Source organism: Streptomyces sp. NPDC058457 (assembly GCF_042720695.1).
Taxonomy (GTDB): domain Bacteria; phylum Actinomycetota; class Actinomycetes; order Streptomycetales; family Streptomycetaceae; genus Streptomyces.
In genome coordinates, this window is sequence record NZ_JBHXLU010000009.1 from 180,038 (window position 1) to 196,865 (window position 16,828).

The following is a 16,828-nucleotide window of genomic DNA, read 5'->3' on the forward strand; positions in this document are numbered from 1 at the left end:
GTGCAGGTAGTTCGTGGTTGCTCGCGCAGTTCCCCGCGCCCCTGACGGGGCGCTTAACGGGGCGCTTATCGGAGCCTCAGTGCCTTCATCACCCGGAGGCTGGTGCTCATGAAGGCGGCGTACTTCTCGTCGTCCATGCCCAGTGAGGGGGCCATGGGAAGAAGCCTCTGCTGCGCCACCGTCTGCGCCTCCGTGTACTTGAGGATGCCCTCCGAGCCGTGGCGGCGGCCCAGGCCCGAGTCCTTCATGCCGCCCATCGGGGACTGGACGCTGCCGTAGGCGGGGGCGTAGCCCTCGTTGACGTTCACGGTGCCGGTGCGCAGGCGGGCGGCGACGGCGCGGCCGCGGCTGCCGTTCTTCGTCCAGACGGACGAATTGAGGCCGTACGGCGTGCCGTTGGCGTGCTCGACGGCCTCGTCCTCCGTCTTGAAGCGGTAGATCGAGACGACCGGGCCGAAGGTCTCCTCCGTGCAGACGGCCATCGCGTCCTCGACGCCGTCGAGGATGGTGGGCTCGTAGAAGTAGGGGCCGATGTCCGGGCGGGCGGTGCCGCCTGCGACGACGGTCGCGCCCTTCTCGACAGCCTCGTCGACATGCCGAGTGACGGTCTCCAGCTGCCGCTCCCCGACCAGGGACCCCATGTCGGCGCCGTAGGCGAGGGACCTGCCGAGGCGCATGGCCTTGGTGCGGGCGGCGAAGCGCTCGACGAAGGCGTCGGCGATCGACTCGTGGACGTACAGCCGCTCTATGGAGATGCAGAGCTGGCCGGCCGAGGAGAAGCAGGCGCGGACCGCGCCGGCGGCGGCCTTCTCGATGTCGGCGTCGTCGAGGACCAGCATGGCGTTCTTGCCGCCGAGTTCGAGGGAGACGCCGACCAGGCGGGCCGCCGCGCCCTGCGCGACCTCGCGCCCGGTGCGGGTGGAGCCGGTGAAGGAGACGTAGTCGGCGTGCCGGACGACCTCGGGGCCGACGACCGGGCCCTCGCCGAGGACGACCTGGAAGACGTCGGCGGGCAGGCCCGCCTCGATGAGGATGTCCCGGGCCCACAGGGCGGTCAGGCAGGTCTCGGTGTCCGGCTTCATGACGACCGCGTTGCCCGCGACGAAGGCGGGGAGCGCGTCGCCCACGGAGAGTTCGAGGGGGTAGTTCCAGGGGGCGATCTGGCCGACCACGCCCCGCGGGTGGCGCAGTTCGGTCACGCGGGTGAGGGTGGGCATGGCGCCCGCGTGCCGCTTGGGGCGGAGGTAGGCGGGGGCCTTGCGGCCGTAGTGCCGGGCGGCGACCGCGACGGCCTGCACCTCTTCGTGGGCGTGCAGGCGGGCCTTGCCGGTCTCCAGCTGGATGAGGTCGAGGACCTCGGCCTGGCGGGCCAGGATCAGGTCGTGGAAGCGGAGCAGGACGGCGGCGCGCTGCCGTACCGGCACCTTCGCCCACACGGCCTGCGCGGCGCGGGCCGCGTCGTAGGCCTTGGCCACGTCCTCGGGGGTGGACTCGGGCAGGTCGGCCAGCTTCTCGCCGGTGAAGGGCGTGTGGTTGGCCGTACGTCCGGAGCCGGCGACGCCCTTGGTGAGCTGGGCGACCAGCTCGGGCGTGACCACGTCGGCCGCGGTTCGGGCCCCTGCGGGGGCGGGGGCGAGCGGGTTCGTGCCGGTGGGGGCCGGTGCGTGGGCCGGGGCCTGCGAGTCCGTCATGAGCCGCAGGGTATTCGGGAGCGGGGCCTTTGGGTACCCGTGGGTAACTCGGTTTCACGGACCGCACACACACCGCCAGTGATCACTGGCAGAGAATGTGCTGATCAGCGCCCTCGGGTGAGGACGATCAGCCGCGTTCCGGTTTTTTGGCGAGCAGCAGGCCGAGGGCGGCGAGCGGGGTCAGGCGGCGGGGTTCGGGGGCCGTCGGGGGCGGGACGGGGGCAGTGGCGGCGGGAGTGGCCGTGGGGGTGGCCGAGGCGGGGGTGGCCGGGGCCGGGGCCGGGGGTGCGGTCACCCACTCCGGCAGGCTCTCGCCGGCGGCCTCGGCCAGCACCTCGGCGACGTCGGCGACCGCAGGCCGGGCCTCCGGTTCGGTGGCGCACAACTGTTCGAGCAGCAGCCCGAGGGGCCCCTCGGTGCTCTCCGTGGCCCTACCGAGCAGGGCACCCAGGGACCACAGGTCGGAGGCAGGCCCGGCGCCGCGCCCCGCACCGCACTCCGGAGCCACGAAGTCACCGCCGCACGGCTCCTGCTGTGCGGCGCCGATGCCGAAGTCGGTGACGACGACGCGCTCGCCGCCGGCTTCGAGGAGGACGTTGGAGGGCTTGAGGTCACGGTGGACGATGCCGACGCAGTGGGCGGCGTGCAGGGCACCGAGGACGGCGAGCCCGATCCGGGCGGCCTCGGCGGACGGCAGCGGGCCGCGGGCGGCGAGGGCGGCGTGCAGCGACTCCCCCGTCACCAACTCCATGACGATCCACGGGCGTTCGCCGTCCAGGAGTACGTCATGGATGGCGACGGCGGCCGGATGGTCGACGCGGGCGGCGGCGCGGGCCTCGTGCAGCAACCGGTGCGCGGCCCGTTGCCGCTCCTCGTCCGCCGGTTCACCGGTCAGGCGCAGTTCCTTGACGGCGACGTACCGAGCGTCCGGGCGGCCCGCCGAGTCCCGGCCGTGCCCCTCCGGCCCGTCCTGCTCGTCGCGGGCGCGCCACACCGTACTGGTCGGCCCGGAGCCGATGCGCTCCTCGAGCCGGTAGCGCCCACCGATCAGACGTCCCTCGACCGGCTGTTCGCCGTCTTCGCTCATGTCACATGAGTACCTTGCGCACCATGTCCTTGTCGAAGCGGCGCGGTCAGAGGTCCGCCGGCCGCGGGCCCCTTCCTGTGGAAGCTCCCACGGCCGCCCCAGGACTGCCCCACGGCTGCCCCGTGTCGGCGCATGTCGGCCCGTGTCAGGCCGAGTTGGCCGTGAACGTGTCCACCGCGACGTCGAAGTACTCCCGCGCCTCCCGCACCTTCCCGACCGGCGCCGACACCCACACGTCGTACATCTGTCCGCCCTCCTCCCAGCAGAGGTCGTAGGTGTGCCGCGGTCCCTCCGTCGCGCTGAAGCCCTTCCAGGTGAACTCCCAGAACGCGGCGGGGTGCCCGGAATGGGTGGTGTCGGTGACCCGGCCGTCGTGGTACCCGGGGTTCGTACTCGGTCCGTCGGCCGCCGCCCGCCGCATCACCCCTCCGGGTCCGCCGGTCTGCGGCTCGGAGACCTTGATGCCGAGCCGGAAGGTCTGCCCCGGCGACATGTAGAAGACGCGCTCGCCCTGCGGGTCGCGGGTGAAGCCCTCCGGTACGGCGAGGGCGAAGCCGGCCGGGTCCCGCGCGAGGCGGTAGCCGGAGGGCGCGGTGCTGGAGTGGGCGGTGGGGGGCGGCAGGGCGGTCGAGGAGGGGGTGAGGGTGGAGGAGGGCAGGGCGGTCGAGGAGAGTCCGGTGGGCGAGGCCGTCGCCGGGTGCGACGCGGAGACGGCCGTCGTACCCCCGGGGCCCGGGGTGGTGCCGCCACTGCCGCCGTTGAACAGCAGCGTGGCCGCCGACACCCCCGCTCCGGCCATCGCGGCGACCAGCAGCGCGGCGACCAGCACCCCGCGGGTGGAGGGCCGGGGCGGCACGACCGGTTCCGGAGCCGGCGGCCACGGGACGTCCCGCTGGGTCGGCGTGTACGACGCGGCGCCCGCGCTCAGTGCCGTACCGGCGCCGGTCACGGCCCCCGTCTCCAGGAACCCGCGCAGCATCCGCTCGGCCTCCGCCGCGCCCAGCCGCCGTTCGGGATCCCGCTCCAGCAGCCCCCGTACGACCGGCAGCAGCGGCTCGGCCTGAGCCGGTGGCCGGATCTCGTCGGAGACCACGGCGTGCAGGATCCCGCCGAGCGAGTCGCGCCGGAACGGCGACTCGCCGCTGAGCGCCGCACACAGCAGCGCGCCCAGCGACCACAGGTCGGCCGCCGGGCCGGACCGCGAGCCGTTCATCCGCTCGGGCGCGGTGTACTCGGGCGAGCCGACGAAGGAACCGGTCTCGGTGAGTGTGGTGGCGCCCGCGACCTGGGCGATACCGAAGTCGGTGAGCACGACACGCCCGGTGGCCGCCTCGACGAGCACGTTCGCCGGTTTGATGTCCCGGTGCAGCACCCCCGCCCCGTGCGCCGCCCGCACCGCACTCAGCAGGGCGATCCCGATCCGCGCGGCCTCACCGACGTCCACCGGCCCGCTCCGCGAGATCCGGTCGGCGAGCGAACCGCCGTCGATCAACTCCATGACGATGTACGGCCGTCCGCCGTCCTCGACCACGTCGTGCACGACGATGATGTGCGGGTGGTGCAACTGGGCGACGGCCTGCGCCTCACGCAGGGTGCGTTCGCGGCGCAGCCGGGCGTCGTCGTCCGAGCGGGAGTCGTCGACGGTGAGCTCCTTGACGGCGACCTGCCGTCCCAGTAACTGGTCGGTCGCGCGCCATACGACACCCATCCCGCCCCGCCCGAGCCGCGTTTCCAGGCGATAACGCCCCGCGATCAGACGGACGGCGTCCCCGTCGGTCCCCATGGCCCCATGATGCCGCACCGGACGCGAACCTTCCGGACGGTGACAAGCCAAGACACCTGACCGGAAGGCCGCTTTCCGGGCCGCGGAGCCGCGTCAGCCGGACGAGCCCGGCTCCGCCCAGCTCTGGAGCACCCACTTGAACTGCTTCTCGGCCGTCGCCCAGTCCTTCGCCGGCGACGACACGTAGATCGCGTACTCGGCGCCCGCCCGTGAGTAGTACGTCTCCTCGACCGCGCGCCGGGGCCCGGCCACGTTCGCCCCGTCCTTCGCCAGCGCGGTCCAGGTGTACTCCCACAGCGACCCGTCCCGGTCCCGGTACAGGTTCTGCTTCAGGGTCACGCGCTGGTAGTCGACCAGCCGCTGCAACTGCTGTTCCAGATCAAGCTGGTGCGCGTTCGCGTTGGCGAAGTCGGGCGAGCTGTCGATGGCGATGCGCACGAAGTGCTTGCCGCCGTCGGGCGTGTAGTCGACCTGCTTGAGGTCGGTGTCGGTCTGTTCGCCACCGGTGTCCCCGCCGGAGTCATAGACCTTGCGCTTCCAGGTCTTGGGCAGGGAGAGGCTGAAGCCGAACGGGTCGTGCACGGTGTGCCAGTCGGCGGGGACCGCGCCGTCCGGGGCCGTGCTCGCGCCGGCCGAGGAGGACGGACCGGAGGTGGCCGGCGAGGCCGCGCTGCCGCTGCCGTCCTGCTGCCCGAAGTCCCACTTCTGCAGGGCCACGGCCGTGCCGCCGCCGAGCAGCGCGGCCATCGCGACGACGAGCGCGAGCGTCCGCAGCCGGCGCCGCTTGGGCGGCACGGAGACGGGCGCGGACGGCGCGCCGACGACTGTCGGCCCGCTCATGGAACCGCCGGAGGGACGCTGTCCCTCATGAGAACCGCCGACAGAACCGCTGTATGAACTCCCGTAGGGGTCACTGCCGTAGCGGTCACCGCTGTACGAGTTGCCGCCGTACGAGTTACTGCCGTACGAGTTACTGCCGTGCGCGTTGCCGCCGTACGAGTTACTGCCGTGCGCGTTGCCGCCGTACGAGCCGCCGGAGTCCAGCCGCGTTCCGCCGCCGCCACCGCCACCGCTGATCTGCGACTGCGTCGGTATGTACGCCTGTGCCGTGCTCGGCCGCCGCCCCTCCGCCGCCTCCGCGAGCATCTGCTCGACCTCTTCGGGGCCCGGCCGCTGCGCCGGTTCCTTGCGCAGCAGGGCCGTGATGACCGGCTCCAGCGGGCCCGCGGCGTGCGGCTCGCCGGCCTCGTCCTCGACGACCGCCTGCATGGTGGTCAGCGGCGAGGTGCGGCGGAACGGCGAGCGCCCCTCCACCGCCGTGTACAGCGTCGCGCCCAGTGCCCACAGGTCGGAGGACGGCCCCGGATCGTGCCCGCGCACGCGCTCCGGCGCGAGGTAGTCGACGGATCCGACGACTTCCCCGGTACGGGTGATCGTCGTGTCGCCCTCGATCTGCGCGATGCCGAAGTCGGTGAGGAGGACCCGGCCGTCCCGGCCGAGCAGCACGTTGCCCGGCTTGACGTCCCGGTGCAGCACCCCGGCGCTGTGCGCGGCGCGCAGCGCGCGCAGCACCCACAGCCCGATCCGCGCGGCCTCCCGCGGCTCGATGCGCCCGCGCTCCTTGACCGCGTCGGCCAGCGAGTGGCCCTCGACCAGCTCCATGACGATCCACGGGCGGCCGTCGTGTTCGAGTACGTCGTGGACGGTGACGACGGCGGAGTGGTTGATGCGTGCCGCGGCCCGGGCCTCGGCCCGGGTGCGGGCCAGCAGGACGGACTGGTCGCTCTCGGAGACGTAGAGCGCGGCCGTCAACTCCTTGATGGCGACTGCCCGGTGCAGCACTTCGTCATGGGCGCGCCACACCCGGCCCATGCCGCCGCTGCCGATGACGTCGGCCAGCCGGTAGCGGCCCGCGATGAGCAGGCCCTGCATCTGATTCACGTTGCCCCGCAATGCTCTTGTCAGGGTCAGACTAAGGACCACCCCGCGGTCAGGGAACCAGTGGGGTCCCACGGAGACAGCACTGTGACGGTTCTCGCTTTCCTTACGGAATGTGAGCCAAATCCCCTCATCGGAACGGGAACCGACCGGCCCGAGAACGCGTCGACCGCCGTTCAGCCCGTGTACTTGTACGTCGACGACGCCTGCTCGTACAGCGTGGTGACCTCGTCCCGGTCGGACTCCGGGCCGCGCACCTGCACGATGTGGTACCTCCCGTTGATCAGGAAGACCATGTTGCGCACGAACAGGTCGCCCTCCTGGCTGTCCGTCCAGGTGAACTGCCCCTCCGCCGACACCTGCTGGCCCACCGTGATGGTCCGCAGCCCGCCGGCGGTGGCCCAGCTGGAGTCCCGGTACGGCTGCAGCTCCGCTTCCTTGTCCCGCTGGTACGCCATCGGGTCGCTGCCGTAGGTCGCCGAGCTGTCCCGTCCGGCCACGACGATCAGCTCGAACTTCCCGTGCGAGTAGATCACCTGGCCGCTGCCGTTCCTCGGAGTGCGGCTCCAGCCCTTGGCGACGGCGATCCGGAAGCCGTTCGGGTCGTCGCGCAGGGTGAACCCGTCGGCGACGGTGGAGCCGCCGGTCGAACCGGCGGTGGTCTGGGTCTCGGTGGACGGCGTCGACGTGGGACTGGGCGTCGGTGTCGGAGTGGGCGTCTGGCTCCGGCTCGGTGCGGGGCTCGCGTCGCCGGCCGCGCCCGTCCGGTCGCCGGTGGCCGCGCCGTCGTCCGCGCTGTCCTTCTTCGGCAGGAACAGCATGGCGTACGCGACCGCCGCGGCCAGCAGGAGCAGGACCAGCAGAAGCAGCGTACGGCCCAGTCTGCGCGGGGAATTCGCCTCCTGCCGGGCCCGCTTGTGCCGGCCGTGCGGCGCCGGGAGCCCGGCCCTGCGCCTGCGCACCAGCTCACCGCGGCGCCGGATGATCGGCAGCCGTTTGGGATCGGCGGGCGGGGCGGCGACGACATGCGTACCGGCGTCCGGCTCGGGCGCCGACCGCACCAGCGAGCGCAGCCAGCCGCGCAGCTCCTCGAAGTCCAGCCGCTCGATGGGGTCCTGACGCAGCAACGACTCCACGACCGGCCGCAGCGACCCGCACTCCTCCGCGAAGGCGGGCGGCTCCGAGCACACCAGCTGCACCAGCTCGGCCGTCGACTCCTCCGGATACGGCGCGTGCCCCTGCACCGCCCGGAACAGCAGCGCGCCCAGCGCCCACAGGTCGGTGGCCGGGCCGATGGGCGCCGCCAGCTGCCAGTTCTCGTGCACGGGAACGGCCTGCTCCGGCGCCCAGCGCTCGGTCACCGGCCCCACCACGGTCATCCGCACCTGCCGCGCCCGTTCGGCGGCCAGCGCGGTGGCGGGCCCGCGCCGCCCGGGTACGACGGCGGCGGGCTCGCCCCAGCGGGCGGCGGGTCCGGCGCCCTGCGCGGGCACGACGACGTGCGGCTGTCCTTGCACGCCCTGGAGTTCGGCGCCGGTCAGGGGGGTGCCCGCGCCGGGTCCTGCGGCCGGGAGCGCGGTGCGTTCCTGGCCGGGGGCCACCACCGGGGGCGTGCCGGGGCGGGGGCGGGGTGCGGCGCCGTGCCAGGGCGGCGGCGCGCCGCGCACCCCGTACGGGTCGGCTATCCGGCCGGGCGGCACCCCACCGGCGGCCCGCTGCTCCCCGTCCGGGGCCTGCGCCTGCCCGTTCGCGTACGGCGGTTGCGCCACGCCGTTGGCATACGGCTGCTGGGCCGCCCCGTTGGCATGCCCCGGGCCTCCGGGGCCGTACGGCGGCTGCGGTGCGGGCGCCGCGGTCTCGCCCTCGGACGGCGGCCGGGCACCGGGCAGCGCGGCCCGCCCGTTCTGCTGGGCCTCCTGGACCCGGGCGGCGGCCCTGGCTCCCGCCCGGTACGCGGCGATCGCCCCGGCCCGGGCGGCCCGGATGTCCGCGCCGGTGTCCGGCGCCCGCCGCTCCACAGCACCCGTACCGGCACCGCCCGGAGCGGAACCGGCCGGACCGGAACCGCCCGGAACGTCGTCCGGACCGGCCCCCGGCAACCCGCCGGCGACCCGTGCCTGAATCGCCGCACGCCGAGCGGCCTCGGGATCGGTCTCCGGCGCGCCGGAGACCCGCTGCGCGCCGCCCGTACCACCACCCGTACCACCGGACGCACCACCGACGCTCCCGATGCCCCCGACGGCGAGAGCACCCGAGCCGACCGAACCGCCTGAAACACCCGAACCGGGCGAACCGGTCGGGGTGCCGAGCGGGTTGCCGGGCGGGTTGCCGGTCCGGGTGCCGGGCGTGGCGGAACCTTCCGCCTCCCCGACCCGCCGGCCGCCGGCAGCCGCCACGCCGCTCCCGCCGCCCTCGCCGCTCTCACCCTCCTGCGGCGGCACCGGGTCGTACCCGCACAGCGCCTCCTCCGCCGCCCCGACCGCGAGGCCGGTCAGCATCACCCGACCGTCGTCGCAGACGAGGACCGTGCGGGCGGTGATGTTGCGGTGCACCCAGCCGTGGGCGTGCAGGACCCGGAGCGCCATCAGCACGTCGGAGGCGACCTCGGCCGCCCGGTACGGGCTCAGCGGCTGCTCGGCGAGGACCGCCGCCAGCGACCGCGCGGCGACCGACTCGCTGACGATCCACAGCGAACCGCCCTCGGCGAACACGTCGAAGACCTGGTCGAGCCGGGGATGGTCGGGGATCCGGGCGGCGGCCTGCGCGGCCTCCACGGCGCGCCGCACCACCGGGTCGCTGGGCCGGCGTGTCGCCGTCCGTGCCGTCGGCGGTCGGCGGGCGCCACGGTCACGCGCCGTGAAACCCTCCGGCAACCCCTCGGCGTCCAGCACCTCCGCCTCGACGACCTCCGGCAACGGCACCTGCCGGACGAACACCTCCTGCCCGCTGTAGGTGTCGAAGGCCCGCGTCTCGGTGTGTTCGTACTCGTCGGAGGGGGGCAACGGCAGGCGGTAGCGGTCGGCCAGTACCCGTCCCGCGTAGTCGTCCACGTTGCCTCCCCCGGCCGCCCGGTTGGTCAAATCCGTTCGTTTCGCGGCCCGTTCTGTATGCATACCTGGATGCGTACGGTCCGCAACCACTCACGATACGTGCCGGAGGCAATTCGCATTGTGGGGATGCGAATTTGTCACTTCGGCTCGAAGGACGCCGTCAGCGTCTTCCAGGTGTCCTTGCGCAGCTGGCTGCTCCAGCCGCCGGCCTTCGCGGTGTACATCAGCGCGTATCCCTGCTGGGAGCTGACGACGAACCCCCGGTCGATGGTCCGGTACTCGGTGCCGCCGTCCACGTAGGTGAACTCCCAGTCGGCCGTGTTCCAGCCGCGGTAGCTCACCGAGGCTATGCGGATCTTCTGGTACTGGGAGCGCACCATGTAACGCTCCTGGTTCTCCCAGTCCGCCACCGGGTCGTCCTTGGGCGTGCTCGTCCAGGCGATCAGCAGCTTCTGCCCGCCGGGTCCGGTGAACCGGTCCCCGGCGGAACTGCCGGTCTGGAACTTCCAGCCCTTGGGCAGCCCGATCGAGTACCCCTGGTCGCCCTTGTACTTCGACACCACCGGCGCGCTGCCACTGCCGCTGTCACTGCCACTGGAGTTCGACGCCGAGGACGTGTCGTCCCCGGACTCGCCCGAGCCGTCGCTCCCGGAGGTCTGGGCCGCCGACGCCTGTCCGTCCGCCACCGTGCCGCCGTTCGTGTCCTCCTTGGTGGAGGAACCGGAACCGGACTTCGAACCGGAACCGGAGCCGGTGCTCGCGCTCGCCCCGGAGGACGCCACCGCCTTGGAACCGCCGCTCCTGCCGCTCCCCTTGCTGTCCCCGTCGTCGCCGTTCAGCACGATGGCGAGCACGGTACCGAGCACCGCGAGGACCACCACCACGGCGATGATCACCAGGGTGCGCTTCGGCACCACATCGGTGAGCGGCGCCTTGGGCACGGGCCGGGGTGCCAGGTCCAGATCGGGCGGCGGCATCACGGGCCACCCCGAACTGGCCTTGCCCGCGGCGGGCTTGGCCCCCGTCGGCGCGGTGGCGGCGCCGGACCCGCCACCGGCGGCCGGACGCGCACCCCCGACCGGCCCCGAGGGCGAACCGGTGACGACCGGGGCCGTGGCGGCGCCCGCCTCGGCGGACGTGCCTGCGCCCGCGCCGGCGTTCTTCGTCCGGGTCGCGGCCGCGGCACCGGCCGCCCCCGCGGCCTTCCGCACCGACCGCAGCGCCCCGCGCAGCTTCTCCCCGGCCTCCTCGCCCCGCTTGGCCCCGGTGCCCTTCTCCTCCTGCGGCGCGTCGGGCTGCGGAGGCAGCGGTACGACCCGGGTGGCGTCCGCGGGCGCTTCCTCGGGCGCGTTGATGACCGCGTTGAGCATCGCCCGCGCACCCGCGTCGTCCAGCCGCTTGGCCGGGTCCTTGTTGAGCAGCCCGTAGATGACGTCCTTCAGGGGTCCCGCGTTCTTGGGCTCCTCCAGCTGCTCGGTCATCACCGCCGTCAGCGTGGCGATCGCCGACCCCTTGTCGTACGGCGGCGCGCCCTCGACCGCCGCGTACAGCAGGCCGCCCAGCGACCACAGGTCGGCCGCAGGGCCGGGCTTGTGACCGCGGGCCCGCTCCGGGGAGATGTAGGAGGGGGCGCCGACGAGCATGCCGGTGGAGGTGATGGACGGGTCGCCCTCGACCTGGGCGATGCCGAAGTCAGTGAGCACGACCCGGCCGTCACCCTCGGAGATCAGCACGTTGGACGGCTTCACGTCGCGGTGCAGGATGCCCTCGCGGTGCGCCGACCGCAGCACGTCCAGGACCGCCAGCCCGACCTCGGCCGCCCGTTTCGGGTCCAGCAGGCCGTCCTCACGGATGACCTCGGCCAGCGACTTGCCCTCGACCAGCTCCATCACGATCCAGGGCCGGTCGTCCTCGTCGACCACGTCGAAGACCGTCACCGCACTGTTGTTGCGGATCCGGGCGATCGCCTTGGCCTCGCGCAGGGTGCGCGTGATCAGGCGCCGCTTCTCCTCCTCGTCGATGTTCGACGGGAACCGCAGCTCCTTGACGGCCACCGTCCGGCCGAGGGTCTCGTCCTCGGCCCGCCACACCGTGCCCATGCCGCCGCGGCCGAGCACTCCTCCCAGCCGGTACCGCCCGGCGAGAAGACGCTCGCTGTTGCCCTGACGAGTCTCCTGACGAGAAGTCCCCGCCCGCTCCGCCTCCGACATGCGTCCCCTCATGACAACCCGCCCTGACAGAGCCTTCATTGTCCCTCACCCGACAAGTGCCCAACGCCCAGGGGGCCCCTGACCGCGCATCGGGCCCGGCCGACCGGAACCCCCGGTGACGAGGGCGTCACACGGGCCGGGATGATGGGCCGCGAGGAGGGAGGAACCCGGATGCCGTCGCTTCGGACACTGGTGGCCATACCGGTCTCTCTTGCCCTGCTGTTCGCCCCCCTGATGGCCGGTTCGGCATCCTCGGCGGAGGTCACGGACCCGCTCCTGTCACAGTTCGTCACCAAAGGCGGAGCACCCGCCGCCGCTCTCCTGGACCGCGACGGCGACGACGTCCGCTACGCGGCCGCCGGCCGGGGCATCGCACGTGCCGACCACTTCCGCGCGGGCAGCATCACGAAGACCTTCATCGCCACTGTCGTCCTGCAACTGGCCGCCGAAAAGCGGCTCTCCCTGTCCGACCCCGTGGAGCGGTACCTGCCGGGGCTGCTGCGCGGACATGGCGTCGACGGGCGCAGGATCACCCTGCGGGCCCTGCTCAGCCACACCGCCGGGCTCGCCGACTTCACCACGGTCACCCGGGGCGCCGTCCCCCTGACCCCGCTTCAGGCCGTCCGCGTCTCGCTCTCCCTCCCTTCGACCCGGCCGGGTCACTACGCGTACTCCAGCACCGACTACGTCGTGCTCGGCATGGTCATCCGCCAGGTCACCGGCCACTCGTACGCCACCGAGGTCCGGCGCCGCATCATCACCCCCCTCCGTCTTACGGGCACGTCCTTGCCGGGCGCCCGCACCACGCTGCCCTCCCCGCACGGCCGCGCCTTCGAGACCGACGGCTCCGACGTCACCGAGCTCGACCCGCGCGTGGCCGGCGCGGCGGGTGAGCTGGTGACCACGCTCGACGACCTGGACCGCTTCTACGCGGCGCTGCTGGACGGCGAACTGCTGCCCCCGCGCCGGCTGCGCGAGATGCTCGACACCCGGGCCGCACAGGGCGCGTACGGCCTGGGGATCTTTCCTGTGAAGCTGCCGTGCGGGACCACGGTGTGGGGACACAACGGCCGGATCGCGGGCAGCTATGTGCGCAGCGCCGCCTCGATCGACGGCCGGCATGTCCTCACGTTCCGGGTGAACACGACGACGGTCGCGGACCCGGACCTCGAACCTGCACTGCTCGCGGCCGAGTTCTGCCCTCGCACCGGGTAGAACGGCCGGGGCTCGGGGAGAGATCCCGATGCCCGGTCGCTCGATCGGGTGTTGTCGGACGGTCGGGGGCACGGGCAGCGCGGGTGGCACGGGCGGCACGGGTGGCACGGCACCGCCGGAGACCGCCGTCGTGGCTCAGCGCCGTCGCGGCGGACAAGGATTTTCCAGCGGCCGACCAGAAGGACCGGGGACCGAACCAACGCAGAGGAGCAGCGGAAGCGAGCGGAAGACGGCAGGCGGGAGACGGGAGACGGCAGGCGGGAGACGGCAGGCGGCAGGCGGCAGGCGGCAGGCGGCAGACACCACCCCACCGCCTCACCGCACACACCACCCGCCACGCACCCTGCACCCACCACACACCCGCCACCCGCCACCCGCCACCAGCACCCAGCACCCAGCACCCAGCACCCAGCACCCAGCAGGCTGCCCCCGGCACTCGGCACCGGCACCGGCACCCGCACCCGGCACCCGGCACCCGGCACCCGGCAGGCTGCCCCGGCGCCACGCCATAGCCCCACGCCCGGCAGGGAATTACCGCGGCACGATGTCCGGCGCTCCCAGCCTCGCCGCGTCCGCCGTCAGGTCGTCCGGCTGGAGTTGGGACTCGCGCTCCGCCTCCACGCGCTTCTCGTAGTGCTCGACCTCCCGCTCGATCTGGTCCTTGTCCCAGCCGAGGACCGGTGCCATCAGCTCGGCGGCCTCGCGGGCGCTGCGGGTGCCGCGGTCGAAGGTCTCGATGGAGATGCGGGTGCGGCGGGTCAGGACGTCGTCGAGGTGACGGGCGCCCTCGTGGGAGGCGGCGTACACGACCTCGGCGCGCAGGTAGTCGTCGGCGGCCGAGAGCGGCTCGCCCAGGCCCGGGTCGGCGGCGATGAGTTCGAGCACCTCGTCCGCCATCGAGCCGTACCGGTTGAGCAGGTGTTCGACGCGGACCACGTGGATGCCGGTGCGGGCGGCGATCCGGGCCCGGGCGTTCCACATCGCCCGGTAGCCCTCCGCGCCGAGCAGCGGGATGTCCTCGGTGACGCACTCCGCGACCCGCATGTCCAGCCCGTGCACCGCCTCGTCGACGGCGTCCTTGGCCATCACCCGGTACGTCGTGTACTTGCCGCCGGCGACGACCACGAGCCCCGGCACCGGATGCGCGACCGTGTGCTCGCGCGAGAGCTTGCTGGTGGCGTCGGACTCGCCGGCCAGCAGCGGGCGCAGACCCGCGTAGACACCCTGGACGTCGTCGCGCGTCAGCGGCACCGCGAGCACCGAGTTGACGTGGTTGAGGAGGTAGTCGATGTCGGCGCTGGAGGCCGCCGGATGGGCCTTGTCCAGGTCCCAGTCGGTGTCGGTGGTGCCGACGATCCAGTGCCGGCCCCAGGGGATGACGAACAGGACCGACTTCTCGGTGCGCAGGATCAGGCCGGTCGTGGAGTGGATGCGGTCCCTGGGGACGACCAGGTGGATGCCCTTGGAGGCACGGACGTGGAACTGGCCGCGCTCGCCGACCATCGCCTGGGTGTCGTCGGTCCACACCCCGGTCGCGTTGACGACCTGCTGGGCGCGGATCTCGTACTCCCCGCCCCCCTCCACGTCCTGCACCCGGGCCCCGACGACCCGCTCGCCCTCGCGCAGGAACCCGGTGACGCGCGCGCGGTTGGCCGCCTTCGTGCCGTAGGACACCGCCGTGCGCACCAGGGTCGCCGTATAGCGGGCATCGTCCATCTGGGCGTCGTAGTACTGGATGGCGCCGACCAGGGCGTCCTTGCGCAGCGCGGGCGCGACCCGCAGGGCGTGACGGCGGCTCAGGTGGCGGTGGACGGGCAGGCCCCGGCCGTGCCCGCTGACCACGGACATCGCATCGTAGAGCGCGACGCCCGAGCCGGCGTACAGGCGCTCCCAGCCCTGGTGCTGGAGCGGGTAGAGGAAGGGCACCGGCTTGACCAGGTGCGGGGCTAGGCGCTCCAGGAGCAGGCCGCGCTCCTTGAGGGCCTCACGGACCAGGGCGAAGTCGAGCATCTCCAGATAGCGCAGGCCGCCGTGGATCAGCTTGCTGGATCTGCTGGAGGTGCCGGACGCCCAGTCGCGGGCCTCCACGATGCCGGTGTTCAGGCCCCGGGTGGCCGCGTCCAGCGCGGTGCCCGCGCCGACCACTCCGCCACCCACCACCAGCACGTCCAACTCGCGCTCGGCCATGGCCGCCAGGGACTCCGCACGCTGCTTTGGCCCCAGTGTCGCTGTCCTCACCGCTGCCTCCCGCTCTGCCGCCATCGGTCATCGCTCGCCACGGCCATCGCCGGCCGTGGGTCACCGGTCGTCGTCGGTCATCGCCGTCGTCGGTCACCGGTCGTCGTCGGGTCATCGGTCACGTCGGCCGCGCCCGGCGGGCATGGCCCCTGCCCAAATTCTGACCGGCGTGCCCGACTTCAGCCACCACTCACCCCCAGCCTGTGGACAACGGCCACCGAACCCACGGAAGACACATGAACACAATCCCGCATAACGGTCATATTTACTCCTAGTCTGACAGTGCGCCTCGCTCATCCTGTCCACAGGGCTTGCGCACCTGTCCCGCTTCGGTTACTGGGAAGGACGGCCCACGCCATGCCCGCAGACCTCGCCGTCATCGGACTCGGTCCCTACGGCCTGCCCCTCGCCCAGGCCGCCGTGGCCGCCGGCATCCCCACGATCGGCTACGCCACCGGCCCCGAGGCGGGCTCGCTCAGCCCCGCCGAGCTGCGCCGGATGCTCGCGAAGGGGTTCCGGGTGGTCGAGGACCCGGCCCAGCTGGGGCGGGTGCGGACCGCGGTGATCTGCGCGCCGACCCCACGCGGCGCCGACGGCGGGCTCGACCTGAGCCAGGTGGAGACCGCCGCGCGCACCCTGGCCGAGCGGCTGCGTCCGCACACGACGGTGATCCTGGAGTCGCCGGTCCATCCGGGGACGACGGAGGACTTTCTGCGGCCCCTGTTGGAGAAGGGCTCCGGCCTGCGCGCGGGCCGCGACTTCCACCTCGCCTATTCGCCCAGCCGGGTGGATCCCGGCAACCGCGACTTCACACCGGCCAACACCCCGAAGGTCATCGGCGGTCTCACGCCCGCGTGCACGGAGTCGGCGGCGACGTTCTACAGCCGGCTCACCGACAAGGTGGTACGCGCGCGTGGCCCGCGCGAGGCCGAGACCGTGCAGCTCCTGGAGACCAACTTCCGGCACGTCAACATCGCCCTCGTCAACGAGATGGCCGTCCTCTGCCACGACCTGGGCGTCGACCTGTGGGACGTCATCCGCTGCGCGGAGACCAAGCCGTTCGGCTTCCAGGCCTTCCGACCCGGTCCCGGCATCGGCGGGCACGGCGTCGCCCAGGACCTGTCCGGCCGCACGAGCCGCGGGCTGCGCATGGTGGAACTGGCCCAGCAGGTCAACAGCCGGATGCCGGGGTACGTCGTCCAGCGCGCCGCCGCCCTCCTCAACGAGCACGGCAAGTCGGCACGCGGCGCGCGCGTGCTGCTGCTCGGGGTCACCTACAAGGCCGACCTCGCCGACCAGCAGAACAGTCCCGCCCAGGAGCTCGCGATCCGCCTCATGGAGCTCGGTGCCTCGGTCAGCTACCACGACCCGCACATCTCGTCCTGGAGCGTCCTGGACCGCCCGGTCCCGCGCGCGGACTCCCTCTACGAGGCGGCCGCCGACGCCGACCTGACGATCCTGGTCCAGCAGCACCGCACGTACGACCTCCAGGGCCTGTCGGTGAAGGCCCAGCTGCTGCTGGACACGCGCGGGGCGACCCCGACGGGGGCGGCGCACCGGCTCTGAGCGGACCCCACCGGGCCGCGCGGGTACGCGATACCCGCGCGGGTATCGCG

9 protein-coding genes are annotated in these 16,828 nt (G+C 73.1%); 2 read left to right on the top strand and 7 right to left on the bottom strand.

The genetic code is table 11. The annotated features are described in order from the left end of the window. Nucleotides 1–65: 65 nt before the first annotated feature. From ACFWPS_RS10860 to ACFWPS_RS10885, 6 genes are all read right to left on the bottom strand, one after another. Nucleotides 66–1,691: a succinic semialdehyde dehydrogenase gene (locus ACFWPS_RS10860; protein ID WP_383703315.1), complete on the bottom strand. Its 1,626-nt coding sequence runs from the start codon at nt 1,689–1,691 to the stop codon at nt 66–68. A gap of 127 nt (nt 1,692–1,818) precedes the next feature. Beyond that, complete coding sequence (locus ACFWPS_RS10865; protein WP_383703317.1) at nt 1,819–2,778, bottom strand: serine/threonine-protein kinase; 960 nt, start codon at nt 2,776–2,778, stop codon at nt 1,819–1,821. 145 nt (nt 2,779–2,923) lie between these two features. Further along, a complete protein-coding gene (locus tag ACFWPS_RS10870; protein ID WP_383703319.1) occupies nt 2,924–4,561 on the bottom strand; it encodes a serine/threonine-protein kinase in 1,638 nt (545 codons plus the stop codon). 93 nt (nt 4,562–4,654) lie between these two features. Continuing rightward, nucleotides 4,655–6,493, bottom strand: a complete 1,839-nt coding sequence (locus ACFWPS_RS10875) for a serine/threonine-protein kinase (RefSeq protein WP_383703321.1) — start codon at nt 6,491–6,493, stop codon at nt 4,655–4,657. Nucleotides 6,494–6,675: 182 nt separating this feature from the next. Next, on the bottom strand, nt 6,676–9,549 hold the full coding sequence (locus tag ACFWPS_RS10880; protein ID WP_383703324.1) for a protein kinase: 2,874 nt from the start codon (nt 9,547–9,549) through the stop codon (nt 6,676–6,678). Nucleotides 9,550–9,686: 137 nt separating this feature from the next. Then, complete coding sequence (locus ACFWPS_RS10885) at nt 9,687–11,759, bottom strand: protein kinase (protein WP_383703347.1); 2,073 nt, start codon at nt 11,757–11,759, stop codon at nt 9,687–9,689. Between the two features lie 171 nt (nt 11,760–11,930). Between ACFWPS_RS10885 and ACFWPS_RS10890 the strand changes: the two genes are divergently transcribed. Further along, the gene (locus ACFWPS_RS10890; protein ID WP_383703327.1) at nt 11,931–12,974 is read left to right on the top strand and encodes a serine hydrolase domain-containing protein; all 1,044 of its coding nucleotides are present in this window, start codon (nt 11,931–11,933) and stop codon (nt 12,972–12,974) included. 531 nt (nt 12,975–13,505) lie between these two features. Here the strand turns inward: ACFWPS_RS10890 and ACFWPS_RS10895 are convergent. Beyond that, nucleotides 13,506–15,212 carry a glycerol-3-phosphate dehydrogenase/oxidase gene (locus tag ACFWPS_RS10895; protein WP_383703329.1) on the bottom strand — a complete coding sequence of 569 codons (1,707 nt, stop codon included), beginning with the start codon at nt 15,210–15,212 and terminating at the stop codon, nt 13,506–13,508. Between the two features lie 357 nt (nt 15,213–15,569). On the opposite strand from ACFWPS_RS10895, the gene ACFWPS_RS10900 reads away from it, so the two are divergent. Then, nucleotides 15,570–16,778 (top strand): nucleotide sugar dehydrogenase, encoded by a 1,209-nt coding sequence (locus tag ACFWPS_RS10900; RefSeq protein ID WP_383703331.1) that lies wholly within the window; start codon nt 15,570–15,572, stop codon nt 16,776–16,778. The last annotated feature ends 50 nt before the right edge of the window (nt 16,779–16,828 follow it).